16 protein-coding genes are annotated in these 15,728 nt (G+C 68.3%); 6 read left to right on the top strand and 10 right to left on the bottom strand.

The window, feature by feature from the left end:
* Positions 1-306: 306 nt before the first annotated feature.
* Genes AW271_RS13035 through AW271_RS13015 form a run of 5 tightly spaced genes read right to left on the bottom strand, consistent with a single transcriptional unit; the run spans position 307 to position 5,746 of the window.
* Positions 307-1,095, bottom strand: a complete 789-nt coding sequence (locus AW271_RS13035) for an ABC transporter permease (RefSeq protein WP_062336302.1) — start codon at positions 1,093-1,095, stop codon at positions 307-309.
* The gene (locus AW271_RS13030) at positions 1,092-1,943 is read right to left on the bottom strand and encodes an ABC transporter permease (RefSeq protein ID WP_062336300.1); all 852 of its coding nucleotides are present in this window, start codon (positions 1,941-1,943) and stop codon (positions 1,092-1,094) included. Before AW271_RS13030 ends, AW271_RS13035 begins: the two co-directional genes overlap by 4 nt.
* Positions 1,944-1,947: 4 nt before the next feature.
* Positions 1,948-3,147, bottom strand: a complete 1,200-nt coding sequence (locus AW271_RS13025; protein ID WP_062336298.1) for an ABC transporter substrate-binding protein — start codon at positions 3,145-3,147, stop codon at positions 1,948-1,950.
* Positions 3,148-3,207: 60 nt separating this feature from the next.
* Positions 3,208-4,302: an ABC transporter ATP-binding protein gene (locus AW271_RS13020; protein WP_062336295.1), complete on the bottom strand. Its 1,095-nt coding sequence runs from the start codon at positions 4,300-4,302 to the stop codon at positions 3,208-3,210.
* A 16-nt stretch (positions 4,303-4,318) separates the two neighbouring features.
* Complete coding sequence (locus AW271_RS13015; RefSeq protein WP_062336293.1) at positions 4,319-5,746, bottom strand: gamma-aminobutyraldehyde dehydrogenase; 1,428 nt, start codon at positions 5,744-5,746, stop codon at positions 4,319-4,321.
* A gap of 182 nt (positions 5,747-5,928) precedes the next feature.
* Between AW271_RS13015 and AW271_RS13010 the strand changes: the two genes are divergently transcribed.
* From AW271_RS13010 to AW271_RS13000, 3 genes are all read left to right on the top strand, one after another.
* On the top strand, positions 5,929-6,411 hold the full coding sequence (locus tag AW271_RS13010; protein WP_030455690.1) for an Lrp/AsnC family transcriptional regulator: 483 nt from the start codon (positions 5,929-5,931) through the stop codon (positions 6,409-6,411).
* Between the two features lie 102 nt (positions 6,412-6,513).
* Entirely contained in the window at positions 6,514-6,939 is a 426-nt protein-coding gene (locus AW271_RS13005) for a hypothetical protein (RefSeq protein ID WP_062336291.1), read from the top strand.
* A gap of 40 nt (positions 6,940-6,979) precedes the next feature.
* On the top strand, positions 6,980-8,365 hold the full coding sequence (locus AW271_RS13000) for an Nramp family divalent metal transporter (RefSeq protein ID WP_062336289.1): 1,386 nt from the start codon (positions 6,980-6,982) through the stop codon (positions 8,363-8,365).
* 31 nt (positions 8,366-8,396) lie between these two features.
* Here the strand turns inward: AW271_RS13000 and AW271_RS12995 are convergent, their stop codons facing one another.
* Entirely contained in the window at positions 8,397-9,782 is a 1,386-nt protein-coding gene (locus AW271_RS12995; protein WP_063817958.1) for a M1 family metallopeptidase, read from the bottom strand.
* Positions 9,783-9,839: 57 nt separating this feature from the next.
* On the opposite strand from AW271_RS12995, the gene AW271_RS12990 reads away from it, so the two are divergent.
* Together AW271_RS12990 and AW271_RS12985 are read left to right on the top strand one after the other, a co-directional pair.
* Complete coding sequence (locus AW271_RS12990) at positions 9,840-10,541, top strand: ABC transporter ATP-binding protein (RefSeq protein WP_062336284.1); 702 nt, start codon at positions 9,840-9,842, stop codon at positions 10,539-10,541.
* The gene (locus tag AW271_RS12985; protein WP_062336282.1) at positions 10,538-11,203 is read left to right on the top strand and encodes a hypothetical protein; all 666 of its coding nucleotides are present in this window, start codon (positions 10,538-10,540) and stop codon (positions 11,201-11,203) included. The genes AW271_RS12990 and AW271_RS12985 overlap by 4 nt, the downstream gene beginning before the upstream one ends.
* On the opposite strand, the gene rlmN is transcribed toward AW271_RS12985, so the two are convergent.
* Positions 11,193-12,305 carry a dual-specificity RNA methyltransferase RlmN gene (gene rlmN / locus AW271_RS12980; RefSeq protein ID WP_062336280.1) on the bottom strand — a complete coding sequence of 371 codons (1,113 nt, stop codon included), beginning with the start codon at positions 12,303-12,305 and terminating at the stop codon, positions 11,193-11,195. The genes AW271_RS12985 and rlmN overlap by 11 nt on opposite strands.
* An 84-nt stretch (positions 12,306-12,389) precedes the next feature.
* Between rlmN and AW271_RS12975 the strand changes: the two genes are divergently transcribed.
* Positions 12,390-13,424 carry a suppressor of fused domain protein gene (locus AW271_RS12975; protein WP_062336278.1) on the top strand — a complete coding sequence of 345 codons (1,035 nt, stop codon included), beginning with the start codon at positions 12,390-12,392 and terminating at the stop codon, positions 13,422-13,424.
* A gap of 8 nt (positions 13,425-13,432) precedes the next feature.
* Here AW271_RS12975 and AW271_RS12970 read toward each other — a convergent pair whose 3' ends face one another.
* From AW271_RS12970 to pyrH, 3 genes are all read right to left on the bottom strand, one after another.
* Entirely contained in the window at positions 13,433-14,266 is an 834-nt protein-coding gene (locus tag AW271_RS12970) for a phosphatidate cytidylyltransferase (protein ID WP_245653041.1), read from the bottom strand.
* A gap of 71 nt (positions 14,267-14,337) precedes the next feature.
* Positions 14,338-14,895 (bottom strand): ribosome recycling factor, encoded by a 558-nt coding sequence (gene frr / locus AW271_RS12965; RefSeq protein WP_062336275.1) that lies wholly within the window; start codon positions 14,893-14,895, stop codon positions 14,338-14,340.
* Between the two features lie 10 nt (positions 14,896-14,905).
* Positions 14,906-15,721 carry a UMP kinase gene (pyrH, locus tag AW271_RS12960; protein WP_202610317.1) on the bottom strand — a complete coding sequence of 272 codons (816 nt, stop codon included), beginning with the start codon at positions 15,719-15,721 and terminating at the stop codon, positions 14,906-14,908.
* Between the last annotated feature and the right edge of the window lie 7 nt (positions 15,722-15,728).

The following is a 15,728-nucleotide window of genomic DNA, read 5'->3' as shown; positions in this document are numbered from 1 at the left end:
CAGCACGGGTTCGTCACCGGCGGGGATTCCGACGATTTTTCTGGTACGCCTCATCATCCAAGGTCTCTTTTTCGGAGGTACAGGAAATCCCGGCATGCCGGAACGGCAAGCCGGTAAGGAGGAAACGCCTGATGGCCCCGGAGCACGGCTCGACGGGGCTCAAGAGATCAGATCAGGTGGGGGCGGCGGACACGCCGGGCTTGCGCCGGTCGAGGGGCGACGCGGCGCGAGCGGAGTGGAGCGGGCACTTGCCCTTCGCGGTGCTAGGAGTGCGGCTGTGCGAGAGGCTCACACATTTCACGTCCCTTAGTGGGTCGTCTTCCTGCGGGCGGATATGGCATTGGCGACGGCGAGCAGGACGCCGATACCAAAGATAAGGGTTCCCATGACGTTCACCTGCGGCGGGATGCCGACTTTCACGGCGCCCACGATCCACAGGGGGAACGTCTGGGTCGAGCCGTTGACGAAGCTCGTCACGACGTAGTCGTCGATCGACAGGGCGAAGGCGAGCATCGCGCCCGCCGCCACGCCCGGCATGATCGACGGAAGGGTGACCAGGCGGAACGTGGTCCACGTCCCGGCGCCCAGGTCGCGGGCGGCCTCCTCCAGCGAGGGGTCGAGGCCGACCACCCTCGCCCGGACCGTCACGACGACGAACGCGAGCGAGAAGAGGGTGTGCGCGATGATGATCGTGATGTGGCCGCGCGGGGCGTTGCCCGACACGAACAGCGACAACAACGAGGCGCCCATGACGAGCTCGGGCGTCGAGATCGCGGCGAAGATGAGGAAGTTGGTGACGCCCTTGCCGCGGAAGCGGTAGCGGCCGACGGCCAGGCCGAGCAGGGTGCCGAGCACGGTCGCGAAAACGGTGCTGACCACCGCGATGATCAGGGAGTTGACCAGCGCCTCGGTGAGCCCGTCGATGGCGAACAGCTGCTGGTACCACTTGAACGTGAAACCCTGCCACGAGGTGTTCGACTTCGACTGCTTGTCGTTGAAGCCGAACAGGACCATCACGGCGATGGGCGAGGCCAGCCACAGGATGATCAGCCACGTGTAGAGGTAGAGAGCGCGGTCTCCGAGTTTGCCCCTCATCTGGCCGCCGCCTCCAGGACGTTCTCGGTGCCGAGGGCACGCGCGTAGATGAAGATGCCGATCAGCAGCACGGCCATCAGGGTGAACGAGATCGCCGACGCGGTCGGGTAGTCGTTGTTGACCAGGTATTCGGTCTGCACGATGTTGCCGATCATCGTGTTGCTGGTGCCGCCCAGCACCTGGGCGTTGATCGGGTCGGCCGTGGCCGGCACGAACGTCATCAGCACGCCGGCGAACACGCCCGGCAGCGACAGCGGCAGCACGACCCGGCGGAAGGTCGACAGGCGCGAGGCGTACAGGTCGTAGGACGCCTCGATGACCCGGGGGTCGACGCGCTCCAGCGCCACGTAGATCGGCAGGATCATGAACGGCAGGAAGTTGTAGACCAGGCCGCCGATGACCGCCACCGTCGTGGCCAGCACGTGGAAGTCCTGCGGCAGCACCCCCCAGCCCTTCAGCGTGCCGAGCAGGATGCCGTCGTCGGCCAGCAGGAAGCCCCACGAGATCGTCCGCAGCACGAACGACACGAAGAAGGGCAGCAGCAGGAGGAACAGGAACATGGACTTGCGGTGCCCGGCCTTGAAGGCGATCCAGTACGCCACCGGATAGCCGAGCACCAGCATGATCACGGTCGCGACGCCGCCGTACACCAGCGAGCGCACGAGCTGCGTGCTGTACTTGGCGATCGCGTCCGAGTAGTTGGAGACGCTGAACGTCTGGGTGAACCCGTCGATGAGGTTGCCCGTGGTCAGCGACACCGAGGCCATGGCGGCGATGGGCACCACCAGGAAGATGGCGAGCCACAGCCACGCGGGCAGGGCCAGCCAGTAAGGCGTCCAGCGTCTCATTCGATCAGCCCTGGGTGATGGTCTGGAAGAGGCCGTTGTAGACCGGCTCCTCGGCGTTGGTGAGGGTGCGGTAGGGCCGCAGCTTGGCGTAGTCGGCCTCGGTCGGGAAGATCAGCGAGCTCTCGGCCAGGGCCTTGGAGTCCTCGTCGCTCTTGCCGGCCAGGATCTGCTGCACGCCGTTCACCGGGGTGACGTACTGGATGTAGGCGGTGAGCTCGGCGGCGATCTCCGGCTTGTACAGGAAGTCCATCAGCATCAGCGCGTCGACCGGGTTGGCGGCGCCCTTCGGGATGGCCATGTTGTCGATCCAGATCGTGCCGCCCTCCTGGGGCACCACGAACTTGACCGGCTCCCCGGCCAGCTGCCGCTGGAACACGTCGCCCGACCACGCCTGGCTCAGCCACACGTCGCCCTTGGCGACGGCGTCGATGTAGTCCTGGGCGTAGTACTTGCGCACGATGCCCTGGTCGCGCTGCTCCTTGAGCTTGGCGGCGGCCTTCTCCCAGTCGGCCTGGGTCGACTTGTCGGGGTCGACGCCGACGGCGAACATGCCGAAGTTGCCAACCTCCTGGGCGTCGGCCATCATGCCGACCTTGCCCTCGTACTTCTTGTCGAACAGCGACTGGATGCTGGTGATGTCCTCGTCGACGTACTTGGTGTTGTACGCGATGCCCGTCACGCCCGCCTGGTAGGGGATCGTGTAGGTGTTGTTCGCGTCGTAGGCCGGGTTCTTGTACGACGCCCCGGCATTGGCCGCGAAGTTGGGCAGCTGCTTGTGGTCGAGCGCGGTCAGGTAGCCGAGCTGGATCATCTTGCCGAGCTGGAGACCGTTGGTCATCACGATGATGTCGTAGCCGAGCGGCTGCCCGGCCCGCAGCTGCGGCTCCGACTTGCCGAAGAACTCGGCGTTCTCCTGGATGACTTCCTTGTACTCGTACGAGATGCCGGTCGCCTGCTGGAACTGCTTCAGCGGGGCCTGGTCCTCGGGCATGTACTCGGGCCAGTTGGCGAAGACGACCCGGCCGTTCTTCTTCTGCGTCGACCAGAAGTCGGCGACGGCGCTGGGAGAGGGCGCCGCCGCCTTCTGGCCCTGCACGCCGCAGGCGGCCAGGGCGAGCCCGGCGGCCGAGTATCCGGCGAAGCGGAGGGCGTCACGGCGGGAGTATCGGGACTGCGTCAGACCGCGCAGGAGGGGATTGTTCATCAAAGCTCCGAGGGGGTTTCTATCTGGACGTTCCTGAAGTTATCCGCAAAATTCCCCCGGTCACGACAGCGTGTACGAGTGCTGCGGGCGCCACGACAACCACACCGTGTCCCCGCGTTCGGCCGTCGTCGAGCTGTCGATGGCGTTCTGCTGGAAGACGGTGATCTCCGTGCCGTCGGCCAGCGCCACCGCGTAGCTGTTGTAGGTGCCGAGATAGGTGAGCTCGCCCACGGTGCCCTGCACCATGCTCAGCCCCGCCTCCGGCCGCTCGGTCGAGATGGTGATCTTCTCCGGCCGCACGGTCAGGTCGACGGTGTCCCCCGCCGCCGCCTGCCCGGGTACCAGGATGCGGTCGTGCTCGCCCAGCCGGACCACCAGCAGGTCGCCGTCGACGGCGTCCACGGTGCCCGAGAGCAGGTTCGAGGTCCCGATGAAGCCGGCCACGAACTTCGAGGCCGGCCGCTCGTAGATCTCCCTGGGGTCGGCCAGCTGCTCCACCAGGCCGTCGTTCATGACGGCGATCCGGTCGCTCATGGTGAGCGCCTCGGACTGGTCGTGGGTGACGTACACGAAGGTGATGCCGACCTCGCGCTGGATGCGCTTGAGCTCGGTCTGCATCTGCTGGCGCAGCTTCAGGTCGAGCGCGCCAAGCGGCTCGTCGAGCAGCAGCGCCCGGGGCCGGTTGACCAGCGCGCGGGCCAGCGCCACCCGCTGCTGCTGGCCGCCGGACATCTCGCGCGGACGCCGCTTCTCGCGGCCCGTGAGGTCGACGATCTCCAGGATGTCGCCCACCCGCTGCTTGATCTCGGCCTCGGCCACCTTCTTGCGGCGCAGCCCGAACGCGACGTTCTCCCACACGTTCATGTGCGGGAACAGCGCGTACGACTGGAAGACCATGTTGATGTCGCGCTTGTTGGGCGGGACGTTGGTGACGTCCTGCCCGAGGAGTTTGACGAGGCCCTTGGTGGGCTCCTCGAACCCCGCGATCATGCGCATCGTCGTCGTCTTGCCGCAGCCGGACGGGCCGAGGAGGGAGAAGAACTCGCCCTCCCCGATCGTCAGGCTGACACCCTTTACCGCCTGAACCGTCTCGCCGTGCGCGAGGTATTCCTTGACGACGCCGTCAAGCTCGATGGCGGGGACATCCTCGGGCATATCACCTCTCGCTTACCTAGTCGCCGATGTAGTGCATGACGTGCTTCACGCGGGTGTAGTCGTGCAGGCCGAAGACCGACAGGTCCTTGCCGTACCCGGAGTGCTTGAAGCCGCCGTGGGGCATCTCCGACACGAACGGGATGTGCGTGTTGACCCACACGACCCCGAAGTCGAGCCGCTTCGACATGCGCATCGCGCGGCCGTGGTCGGACGTCCAGACGGAGCTCGACAGGCCGTACTGCACGCCGTTGGCCTTGGCCAGGGCGTCGGCCTCGTCGGTGAAGGTCTGCACGGTGATGACCGGGCCGAAGACCTCGGTCTGGATCATCTCGTCGTCCTGCTTCAGGCCGTCGACCACGGTCGGGGCGAAGAAGTAGCCCGCCTCGCCGACCTGCTCGCCGCCGGTGAGCACGGTGGCGTGCTCGGGGAGGCGCTCGAAGAAGCCCCGCACCCGGGCCAGCTGGTTCGGGTTGTTGAGCGGGCCGTAGAAGGCGTCGTCGCCGGTGCCGGTGACGGTCGCGGCGGCGGCCTCCTTGAGGGCCTGCGCGAACTCGGCGTGGATCGACTCCTGGACGAGCACGCGGCAGGCCGCGGTGCAGTCCTGCCCGGCGTTGTAGAGGCCCGCGCCGGCGATGGCCTCGGCGGCGGCCTTGACGTCCTTGATGTCGTCGAAGACCACGACCGGGGCCTTGCCGCCCAGCTCCAGGTGGACGCGCTTGAGGTCGTCGGCCGCGCTCTTGGCGACGGCCATGCCCGCGCCGACCGAGCCGGTGATGGCGACCATCGAGGCGGTCGGGTGGGCGATGACCAGCGAACCGGTCTCGCGGTCGCCGGTGACGACGTTGAACACGCCGGCCGGCAGGACGTCGCCGATGATCTCGGCCAGCTTGACGGTGGAGACCGGGGTGGTGTCCGACGGCTTGAGCACGATCGTGTTGCCCGCGGCCAGCGCCGGGGCGATCTTCCACACGGCCATCATCATCGGGTAGTTCCACGGCGTGACCTGGCCGATGACCCCGACCGGCTCGTGCCGGATGACCGAGGTGTGGTCGGCGAGGAACTCGCCCGCCGTCGGGCCCTCCAGGGTGCGCGCCGCTCCCGCGAAGAAGCGGAAGTGGTCGGCGGCGACCGGGGTCTCGTCCTCGCTCATGCGGGCGTAGGGCTTGCCGGTGTTGCGGCACTCGGCCTGGTTGATCTCGTCCGCGCGCGCCTCGATGGCGTCGGCTATCTTCAACAGCAGGTTCGCGCGCTCACCCGGAGTCGTCTGTCCCCAGGTCTCGAAAGCCGCCGCGGCGGCCTCGTAGGCCGCGTCGACGTCCTCCTGTCCCGACAGGGGGGCCTGCGCGTAGACCTCGCCGGTGCTCGGATCGACCACGTCGGAGAAGCGTCCGCTCCTGGCGTCGACGAACTTCCCGTTGATGTAGTTCTGCAGGCGGGTGGTCACTTCGACCTCCTGTGAAGGTGTTCAAAGTTGTCGCGACTCTGACAGACATATCAGACAACGACAAGGGATTTCGTAGCGAAAGATATCAAATTGCTACGGAATCGCTTGACAAGGGACGCTGAACTGACAACATGTCGCACCTAGGCGGCAACCTGTCGGAAACATGAAGGGCTTATGCGGGGATGACCACGCCGAGAGTTCGGACCACCAGGAACGGCCCCGTGGTGCTCGACGAGATCTCCAAGCAGATCGTCGAGCAACTGCAGGCCGACGGCCGCAAGCCGTACGCCGCCATCGGGAAGGCCGTCGGGCTCTCCGAGGCCGCCGTCCGCCAGCGCGTCCAGCGCCTGCTCGACGCCGGGGTCATGCAGATCGTGGCGGTCACCGACCCTCTCACTCTCGGGTTCCCCCGGCAGGCCATGATCGGCATCAAGTGCGAAGGCGACCTGGAGGCCGTCGCCGACGAGCTCGGCTCGATCGAGGAGGTCGACTACGTCGTCCTGACGGCCGGCTCGCTCGACATCATGGTCGAGGTCGTGTGTGAGGGAGATCAACACCTCCTGGAAATTCTCGGCAAAATCCGGGCGATCCCCGCGGTCAGGGCCACCGAGACCTTTGTCTACCTGAAGCTGCACAAACAAACGTACAGCTGGGGCACACACTGACCGTCCACAGCAACCTCTAAGCTTCGAGGTTCCCGTCACGGCGGCGCTGTCCGAGTCTTCCTGTGGGGCGAGAAACGCCCCGCGAACAGAGGAGACGGGATCATGAAGCCCAGAACGACGACCGCGCTCGCCGCCGCCTCCCTCCTGGCCACGATGGGCCTCGCGACCCCCGCGCAGGCCGCCGTCGCGGTCGACTGCAGCGGGATGATCAACCCGGCCGGCGCCACCGGCTACGAGGAGGAGACCCGGACCCTGCCCGACCGCCGGTACATCGCGGTGAAGTCGGCCCGGATCAACGGCGTGCAGTACGGATACGCCTGGGTCAGCAGGTCCTACAGCGGCGAGAACATCTGGCTCGACGTCTCCGGCGACAGCATGGCCAACTGGAAGCAGTGCGACCTGCGCACCCTCTCGTCGACGGGCCGCAACTACGGCCAGGCCAAGAAGACCTACGCCAGCAACGAGGTCTGCTTCCGCGCCGGCTACCGCTACGGCGGCACCACCTACCTCACCCCCTGGTGGTGCTGACGACGCCTGAAAGGCGTCTGTGCGGGTAGCGACGGCGGCCATGAGCAGCATGCCCGCGTTCAAGGTCGCCCAGTTACCCGAGCCCCAGCCGCTCCGCCGCGTTCTCGGTCCCGGGGTCATCGCGGCCGGGGTCGGGCTCGCCTCCGGCGAGTTCGTCATCTGGCCCTACATCTCCGCCAACGTCGGCCTGGTCTTCCTGTGGGCGGCCGTCGTCGGGGTGGTGGCGCAGTTCTTCCTGAACATGGAGATCGAGCGCTACACCCTGGCCACCGGGGAGACCGCGCTCACCGGGTTCTCGCGGCTGGGGCGGCACTGGGGCGTCGTGTTCGCCCTGATGGCGCTGCTGGCCAACATCTGGCCGGGCTGGGCGACCTCGTCGGCCACCGTGTTCACCTACGCGGTCGGGCAGGGGAACGTCACCGTCATCGCGGTCATCGAGCTCGTCATCATCGGGATCGCGCTGACCCTCTCCCCCGTGGTCTACCGGACCGTCGAGGCGACCCAGTTCGTCAAGGTCGCGGCGGTGCTGGTCTTCCTGGTCGTCGCGCTGTTCGTGGCGATCTCGGGAGAGGCGTACCGGGGACTGGGCGAGGCGGTCACGAACATCGGCACGGTGCCCAGCCAGCTGGGCACGGCGCTGGTGCTCGGCGCGCTGGCCTTCGCGGGGGCGGGCGGCGGGCAGAACCTCGTCCAGAGCAACTGGATCAGGGACAAGAACATGGGCATGGGCGCCCGGATCCCCCGGCTGGTCTCGCCGGTCACCGGTGAGGACCAGGCCGCGCCCGCGACCGGCTACACCTTCGAGCCGACCGAGGAGAACCTCTCGCGGTGGCGGGGGTGGTGGCGGGTCGCCAACATCGAGCAGCTCATCTCGTTCGTGGCGATCACCATCTTCACGATCTTCCTGATGTCGATGCTGGCCTACTCGACCGTGTTCGGCTCGGGCGCCACCAACGACATCACCTTCCTCCAGGCCGAGGGCGAGGTGCTCAACCAGCGGCTCAGCTGGTTCGGCACGTTCTTCTGGGCCATCGGCGCGTTGTCGTTGTTCGCCGCCGCGATGGGCATCTGCGACTACGTCGGGCGCATGGTCGCCGACGTGGTGAAGACCGTCTACCTGCCGGCCTCGGCGCGGTGGACGGAGAGCCGGATCTACTCGATCGTCGTCTGGTTCATCGTGGTCTTCGGGATCCTGATGCTGACGATCGGGTTCGACCAGCCGATCACGCTGCTGGTGATCTCCTCCAGCGTGGGCGGGATCATGATGTTCGTCTACTCGGCGCTGCTGGCGGTCCTGAACAGGAAGATGTTGCCGCAGGCGATCAAGATCCGCGGCTACCGGATGGTCGCGGTGCTGCTGACCTTCGCCTTCTTCGGGTTCTTCTCCGTGCTGACGCTGATCGAGCAGGTCGGCAAACTCGTGTGAAGGGCGGGCCGCGTCACGGCCCGCCCGCAGGTCACAGGGACGGCTTCTTCGCCTCGTAGAGCCACTTCTTGAAGAGCGGGCCGAGGTCCTTGCCGCTGAGCTCCTCGGCGAGCGCGACGAAGTCCTTCGTGATCGCGGTCTCGTGCCGGTTGCGGGCCGCCCACTCCTTCAGCAGGTCGAAGAAGGTCTCATCGCCGATCTCGGTGCGCAGGGCGTGCACGGTCATCGCGCCGCGCAGGTAGATCGCCTCGAAGTCGAACATGTTGTTCTTGCCGGGGCTGCCGGTCTTGACGTCCCAGAACGCGCCGGTGCTCTTGTAGTACTTGTCGAAGGTCGTCTGCGCCTTCGGGCCGTTGTGGGTCTCCTCGTAGAGCCACTCGGCGTAGCTGGCCAGGCCCTCGTTCAGCCAGATGTCGTTCCACGACTCCAGGCCGACGCTGTTGCCGAACCACTGGTGCGCGATCTCGTGGACGATCAGCAGGTCGTCGCTCGCGTCGCCGTCGTAGACCGGGCGGCCCTGCGTCTCCAGGGCGTAGTGGACGTCGAGCTTGTCGGCGATGCCGCCGGTCGAGCCGAACGGGTAGGGGCCGAAGTGCTCGACGCCCCACTTGGTCGCCTCGGCGGTCTCCTTGTGGAGGTGCTTGGAGGTCTTGGCCAGCGCCGGGTCGTAGGCGGTGATGTTCGGCACGCCGGCCGCGGTGCCCTCGCTGACCTTGTACTTGCCGATGGCGATCATGGCGAGGTAGGGGGCCATGGGCTGCTTCATCCGCCAGCGGGAGACGACGTAGCCCTTCTTGACCCGGACGATGCCGGAGTTCTGCGGCTCGCCGTTGGCCAGCACGGTCACGCCGACGGGGGCGCTGATCTCGTACGAGAACGTCGCCTTGTCGCGGGGGGTGTCGTTGGCGGGGAACCAGGTGCGGGCGCCGTCGGGCTGGGAGACGACGACGGCGCCGTCCTTGGTGCGGATGAAGCCGGTGACGCCGAGTTCGTCGTCGTCGACGGGCTTGGGCACGCCGTCGTACTCGACGACGACCGTGAACGCGGCCTCGTCGTCGATGCCCTTCTTCGGCGTGACGGTGAGCTCCTGGCCCTTGCGGGACCATTTGGCCTTCTTGCCGTCGACCGTGACCGACCGGACGGTGAGCCCCGACAGGTCGAGGTTGAAGCGCGACAGGCCCTTGGTGGCCTTGGCGGTGATGGTGGCGGTGGAGTCGAGTTTCCCGGACCTGGGGGTGTAGCGCAGCTTCAGGTCGTAGTGCTGGACGTCGTAGCCGCCGTTGCCGGCGTGCGGAAAGTAGGGGTCGCCCACACCGGAGGAGCCCGGGGAATGAGCGTCGGCCCATGCCGGGGCTGAGGGGGCGACTAACGCGGCGACCGCGAGCAGCGCCGCGCCGGAGATTCGTGTGCGAAGCATGCCGCACATTATCGAGATGAATCCGGCAAGGGACACAATCAACCTAATATCGGTGAAGTGCGTGCGACCAACGTCTCCTTCCGTTACCGGCGGGGCGATCCCTGGGTGCTCTCCGACGCCTCCCTCGACCTCGCCCCCGGCGCGGTGGCCGAGATCACCGGGCCCAACGGCACCGGAAAGTCGACGCTGCTGCGGCTGCTCGCCGGCCTGTTGCGGCCGGTCAAAGGGCGGATCGACGAACGTCCGGCGGTCATCGGCTACGCCCCCGAACGGTTCCCCTCGGCCCAGCCGTTCACCGTGGCGGGTTACCTGCGGCACATGGCGGCGGTCCGCCGGGTGGACGTGCCCGAGGAGCTGACCGCGCGGCTCGGCATGGACCACCTGCTGGGCCAGCGGCTGCCCGACCTGTCGAAGGGCAGCGCCCACAAGGTCGGCCTCGCCCAGGCCCTCGCCGGGGAACCGGGGCTGCTGATCCTCGACGAGCCGTTCGCCGGGCTCGACGTGACGGCCCGCGCCGAACTGGCGCTGATCGTCGCCGAGGTCGCCGCGCGGGGCGGCATCGTGGTCGCCAGCGACCACCAGGGCGACCTGCGGACGGTGCCGGGCGTGACCCGCCACGAGGTCCGCGACGGAAAGATCACCCAGGTCGCCCGGGTCGTCGAGGACGATCCCCTGACCACCCTGACGATCAAACTGCCGCAGTCGAAGGCGGACGCGCTGGCGGCCCGGCTGCGGGCGGAAGGCCACGAGGTGTCATGATCCCCCTGGTCACGTTCCGGCTCTCGGGCTACGTGCGCTCGCACCGGATCTTCCAGCCCCTGCTCGGGCTGCTCGCCGTGTTGTCGGTCATCTACGCCACCGGGGTGCCCGCGGGCGGGGAACTGCCCAGCTACTCCGACTCGGCCGGCATCCTGATGCTGGTCTTCGCCTGGGGGGCCCGGGGCCTGCTCGACAACGAGCCCGACGAGCAGCGCCTCATCGCGATCACCGCCGTGGGCCGCCGTCGCGAGCTCGTGGCCGGGCTGCTCGCCGCGCTGGCGTTCACCGGGGCGCTGGCCCTGGTCGCCCTGGTCTTCCCGCTGGTCGTCGGCTTCGCCGAGACCCCCGGCGCGGCCGACGTCGGCTACGGCGCCGGGCTGCACCTGCTGGCCGTGCTCGCCGGCACCACCCTGGGCGCGCTGACGAGCCGCCCGGTGCTGGCCTCCCCCGCCGCCTCGGCGGCCGTGCTGGTCGGCGGATACATGGCGATCCTGCTGCTCAGCTCGGCCGGCCCGTGGGCGTCGGTGCCGGTCTTGGACTGGATGAACGCCGCCCACCACCACGAACTGCCCGAACGGGCGGCGGTGATCGCCGCCTCGGCCGTGGCGTGGAGCGTCGCCGGGCTCGCCGGTTACGCGGCGGTGCGCCGGGTCAGGGGTTAGCCGCGGCGAGCTGGCCGCAGGCGCCGTCGATCTCGCGCCCCCGGGTGTCGCGAACCGTCACCGCGACCCCGTGGGACTCCAGCCGGCGGACGAAGGCCCGTTCGTCCTCCGGCCGGGAGGCCGTCCACTTCGAACCCGGGGTCGGGTTCAGCGGGATCAGGTTGACGTGCACCAGCTTGCCCTTGAGCAGCTTGCCGAGCAGGTCGGCCCGCCACTCCTGGTCGTTGACGTCCTTGATGAGGGCGTACTCGATCGAGACCCGGCGCTTGGTCTTGGCGGCGTAGTCCCAGGCCGCGCCGAGGACCTCGGCCACCTTCCAGCGGGTGTTGATCGGGACCAGCGTGTCGCGCAGCTCGTCGTCGGGGGCGTGCAGCGAGACGGCCAGCGTCACCGGCAGGCCCTCGTTCGACAACTTTTCGATCGCCGGGACGAGGCCGACCGTGGAGACGGTGACGCCGCGCGCCGAGATGCCCAGGCCCTCGGGCGACGGGTCGACCATGCGGTGGACCGCGCCGATCACGGCCTTGTAGTTGGCCATCGGCTCGCCCATGCCCATGAAGACGATGTTGCTGACCCGCCCGGGACCACCCGGCACCTCGCCCCTGGCCAGCGCCCGCTGCCCGGCGACGACCTGCTCGACGATCTCGGCGGTCGACATGTTGCGGGTCAGCCCGGCCTGGCCGGTCGCGCAGAACGGGCAGTTCATGCCGCACCCGGCCTGCGAGGACACGCACATCGTGACCCGGTCGGGGTAGCGCATCATGACCGACTCGACCAGGGAGCCGTCGAACAGCTTCCAGAGGGTCTTGCGGGTCATGCCGTCGTCGCAGGTGATCTCACGGACCGTGGTCAGCAGCGACGGCAGCAGCTGCCCGAGCGTCTCGCGGGAGGCGGCCGGGAGGTCGGTCATGTCCTCCGGCGACTCGGTCAGCTTGGCGAAGTAGTGGCGCGAGAGCTGGTCGGCCCGGAACGGCTTCTCGCCGAGCTCCGCGACGGCGGCACGGCGCTCGGCCATGGTCAGGTCGGCCAGGTGGCGCTGGGGCTTCGCCCGTCGCGGCGCGACGAACGTGAGCTGACCGGCCTTGGGGGCGGCCTCGGACATAACGAACCCTCACGATCTCAAAACGACGACTGCTCTTACGGCCGGGCGGCACCGGGCTTAGAGTCCTGATCTGGGAGGTCAGGCGTGGACAGCACCATCGTGCTCACCAGCACCAATCCCTACGGGAGCCGCACCCTTACCGTCGAGCGCGATCAGGTGTCCTCGGTAGCTTACCTGCGCGACCCGGCCGGATCCGTCCGTGGAGCCGTCTGGCTGGGCAACCACGTGACGGCCCCCATGTCACTCGACCTCGCCCGTCTCAACACCGGACGGCCCCCGGTCATGCCCCGGGCGGGCACCCGCCGCCCTTTCGGCACCGCCCATCTCGACGCCTCCCGGCTGCGCGTGTTGTGGTTCGAGGAGGGTGACGGCGTCGCCCTCTACGACGACGAGGGCCTGCTGGCCGTGATCCCCGGCTGGGCCGATCTGGAACGTGGCATGCCCGGCTACGCCCGCGAGGCCGTCGGCGAATGGCCGTTCGCCTGGGCGTTGTCGGAGGCGCTCGAAGGGCTGAGCCCCCGGGTCGCCAAGGCCGAGGCCTACTGGCAGTGGCGGGCCGGCGAGTCGTCGTGGACGTCGTTCCAGCAGTTCGTGATGGGCCACCTCGACGGACGGCTGGGCCCTCCGGGCCGGTTCTGGGACGCCGGCGGCGGCCTGATGCCCGCCCTCGGGGTCACCGAACGCCCGCCCGCCTACGGCCGCGACTACACGGTCCTGTCGACGGTGGGCATGAGCTGCCAGCGCATGCCCTCGGCCGAGCTCTACGACACCCCGACCCGCGTCGAACTGGCCGTCGCCACCAGGGGCGACCCCCGGTCGGCGGCCCGGCTGTTCCTGTGGCTGGGCCAGTATCCGTGGCGCTCGGTGACCTGGCTCGGCGACGGCCACACGGCCCGCTGGTATCACCAGCCCGGCACGTTCCCGGTCCCCGGCGGCTACGAAGGGGTGATGATGCTGGCCGCCCCGCGCGGCCTGCCCGACCTGTCGGGGTTCCAGGTCGCCGGAGACGTGGTGCGGTGGCTCTGGCTGGTGCCGGTGACCGACGCCGAGCTCAAGGTCGCCGCCGAACGCGGCCACGACGTCATCGCCTCGCGGCTGAGCGCCTACCACCGCATCTGACGGCGCGTCTAGCGGATGAAGGCCGCCAGCAGCAACCAGCAGGGCACCAGGGTGAAGAGCAGGGAGTCGATGCGGTCCATCATGCCGCCGTGGCCCGGCAGCACCGAGCCCATGTCCTTGATCCCGAGGTCGCGCTTGATGACCGACTCGATCAGGTCGCCCACCGTCGCGCAGATCACCACCACGGCCCCGAGCAGCGCGCCCTGCCAGATCTGACCCTTCAGCAACCAGGCGACCAGCCAGCCGCCGACCGCGATGCAGGCGATCGCCGAACCGGCGAAACCCTCCCAGGTCTTCTTCGGGCTGATGATCGACATCTTGTGCCTGCCGAACAGGACCCCGGCGGCGTAACCGCCGATGTCGGAGGAGGCCGTCACGGCCACGAAGATCAGCGCCCGGTTCGCGCCGTCGGGCGGCGCCAGCAGCAGGCCGACGAACCCGGCGAACAGCGCCGGGTAGACCGCCATGAAGACCGTCGCCGTCGCGTCGCGGACGAAGCCGTCGGACCCCTGGAAGAGCCGCCAGCCCAGCACGCCCATGACGGTGATCGCGAAGATGCCGAGGAACACCCCCGGCCCGAAGTAGTAGGCCCCCGAGACCATCGCCGCCATGCCCGCCAGAACGGGGATCAGCGGCACGTGGATGTCGCGGGTGGCCAGCCCCTTCACCAGCTCGTGCATGCCCACGCCCACAGCGGCGATGACGACCACGAGGAACGCGGGCTTGTACAGGTAGAGCGACCCGATGATCACTACTGCCAGCCCGACCGCGGAGACGATCGCCGCCGGCAGGTTCCGGCCGGTACGGCTCCCGCCCGCCGGGGGTGACACCGTTCCGTCCAAGATGTCCTACTCCCTACATGCGCGCGATCCCTGCCCCTTGCGTCGCCGGGGCAAGGATCGCGATGGTGCCGTCAGACTTCGAGCAGCTCGGCTTCCTTGTGCTTGAGCAGTTCGTCGATCTTGGCGACGTGCTTCTGCGTCAGGTCGTCGAGCTCCTTCACCGCGCGGTGGACCTCGTCTTCGCCCGACTCGCCGTCCTTGACCAGCTTGTCGAGGACTTCCTTGGCGTGCCGCCGGATGTTCCGGATGGACACCCGGCTGTTCTCGGCCTTGGTCCGGGCGATCTTGATGTACTCCTTGCGGCGCTCACCCGAGAGCTCGGGGAACACCACGCGGATCACCGAGCCGTCGTTGCCGGGGTTGACCCCCAGGTCGCTGTCGCGGATCGCCTTCTCGATGGCGCTCATCGAGCCCTTGTCGTAGGGGGTGACCAGCACCATGCGCGCCTCGGGCACGTGGAAGGAGGCGAGCTGCTGGACCGGGGTCAGCGACCCGTAGTAGTCAACATTGATCTTGTTGAACATCGCGGGGGTGACCCGGCCGGTGCGGATGGCCGCGAAGTCCTCCTTCGCGACGGTCACCGCCTTGTCCATCTTCTCTTCGGCCTCGAAGAGGGTTTCCTCGATCACTGTTGGCTCCCTATTTCCCTGCCGGACTCACCAGCGTGCCGATCTTCTCTCCGCGGACCGCCCGCAGGATGTTGCCTTCGCCCATCAGCTCGAACACCACGATGGGCAGGCCGTTGTCCTTGCACAGGCTGATGGCCGTGGCGTCCATCACCGCGAGGTCGCGCGTGAGGACCTCGCCGTATTCGAGCCGGTCGAACCGGACCGCGTCGGGGTTCTTCCGGGGGTCGGCGTCGTAGACGCCGTCGACCTGGGTGCCCTTGAGCAGGGCCTCCGCGCCGATCTCCAGCGCGCGCTGGGCGGCGCAGGTGTCGGTGGAGAAGAAGGGCGAGCCCAGCCCGGCCCCGAAGATGACCACACGGCCCTTCTCCAGGTGGCGGATCGCCCGGCGGGGCAGGAACGGCTCGGCGACCTGCTGCATCGTGATGGCGGTCTGCACGCGCGTTTCCACGCCGCGCTTCTCCAGGAAGTCCTGCAGCGCGAGACAGTTGATGACGGTGCCCAGCATGCCCATGTAGTCGGCGCGGGCCCGGTCCATGCCGCGCTCGGACAGCGCGGCGCCCCGGAACATGTTGCCGCCGCCGACGACCACCGAGACCTGGACGCCGTCGCGCACCGCCTCCGCGATCGAGTCGGCGATCTTGGCCACGACGACCGGGTCGATGCCCAGGGAATCTCCACCGGCGAACGCCTCGCCGGAAAGCTTCAGCATGACCCGCTTCCAGCGCAGCGGCCCGTCATACGACGAAGCCGCCGGGGCGGGTTCGGTGTTCTCCTGCACGGCGGCGGCCTCCTCAGTGGATTTCGGGCTGAACAGGTCGTCCCGCATGATTACG

Origin of the sequence: Herbidospora sakaeratensis, from assembly GCF_001570525.1 — a bacterium.
GTDB classification, from domain to species: Bacteria; Actinomycetota; Actinomycetes; order Streptosporangiales; family Streptosporangiaceae; genus Herbidospora; species Herbidospora sakaeratensis.
Note: the sequence above shows the minus strand (reverse complement) of the source record. Positions and strands in the feature narration are given on the sequence as shown.

Coding starts and splice junctions, on each gene's coding strand:
- AW271_RS13035 (WP_062336302.1), bottom strand. CDS start 1,095: ATGAGGGGCAAACTCGGAGACCGCGCTCTCTACCTCTACACGTGGCTG.
- AW271_RS13030 (WP_062336300.1), bottom strand. CDS start 1,943: ATGAGACGCTGGACGCCTTACTGGCTGGCCCTGCCCGCGTGGCTGTGG.
- AW271_RS13025 (WP_062336298.1), bottom strand. CDS start 3,147: ATGAACAATCCCCTCCTGCGCGGTCTGACGCAGTCCCGATACTCCCGC.
- AW271_RS13020 (WP_062336295.1), bottom strand. CDS start 4,302: ATGCCCGAGGATGTCCCCGCCATCGAGCTTGACGGCGTCGTCAAGGAA.
- AW271_RS13010 (WP_030455690.1), top strand. CDS start 5,929: ATGACCACGCCGAGAGTTCGGACCACCAGGAACGGCCCCGTGGTGCTC.
- AW271_RS13005 (WP_062336291.1), top strand. CDS start 6,514: ATGAAGCCCAGAACGACGACCGCGCTCGCCGCCGCCTCCCTCCTGGCC.
- AW271_RS13000 (WP_062336289.1), top strand. CDS start 6,980: ATGAGCAGCATGCCCGCGTTCAAGGTCGCCCAGTTACCCGAGCCCCAG.
- AW271_RS12995 (WP_063817958.1), bottom strand. CDS start 9,782: ATGCTTCGCACACGAATCTCCGGCGCGGCGCTGCTCGCGGTCGCCGCG.
- AW271_RS12985 (WP_062336282.1), top strand. CDS start 10,538: ATGATCCCCCTGGTCACGTTCCGGCTCTCGGGCTACGTGCGCTCGCAC.
- rlmN (WP_062336280.1), bottom strand. CDS start 12,305: ATGTCCGAGGCCGCCCCCAAGGCCGGTCAGCTCACGTTCGTCGCGCCG.
- pyrH (WP_202610317.1), bottom strand. CDS start 15,721: ATGCGGGACGACCTGTTCAGCCCGAAATCCACTGAGGAGGCCGCCGCC.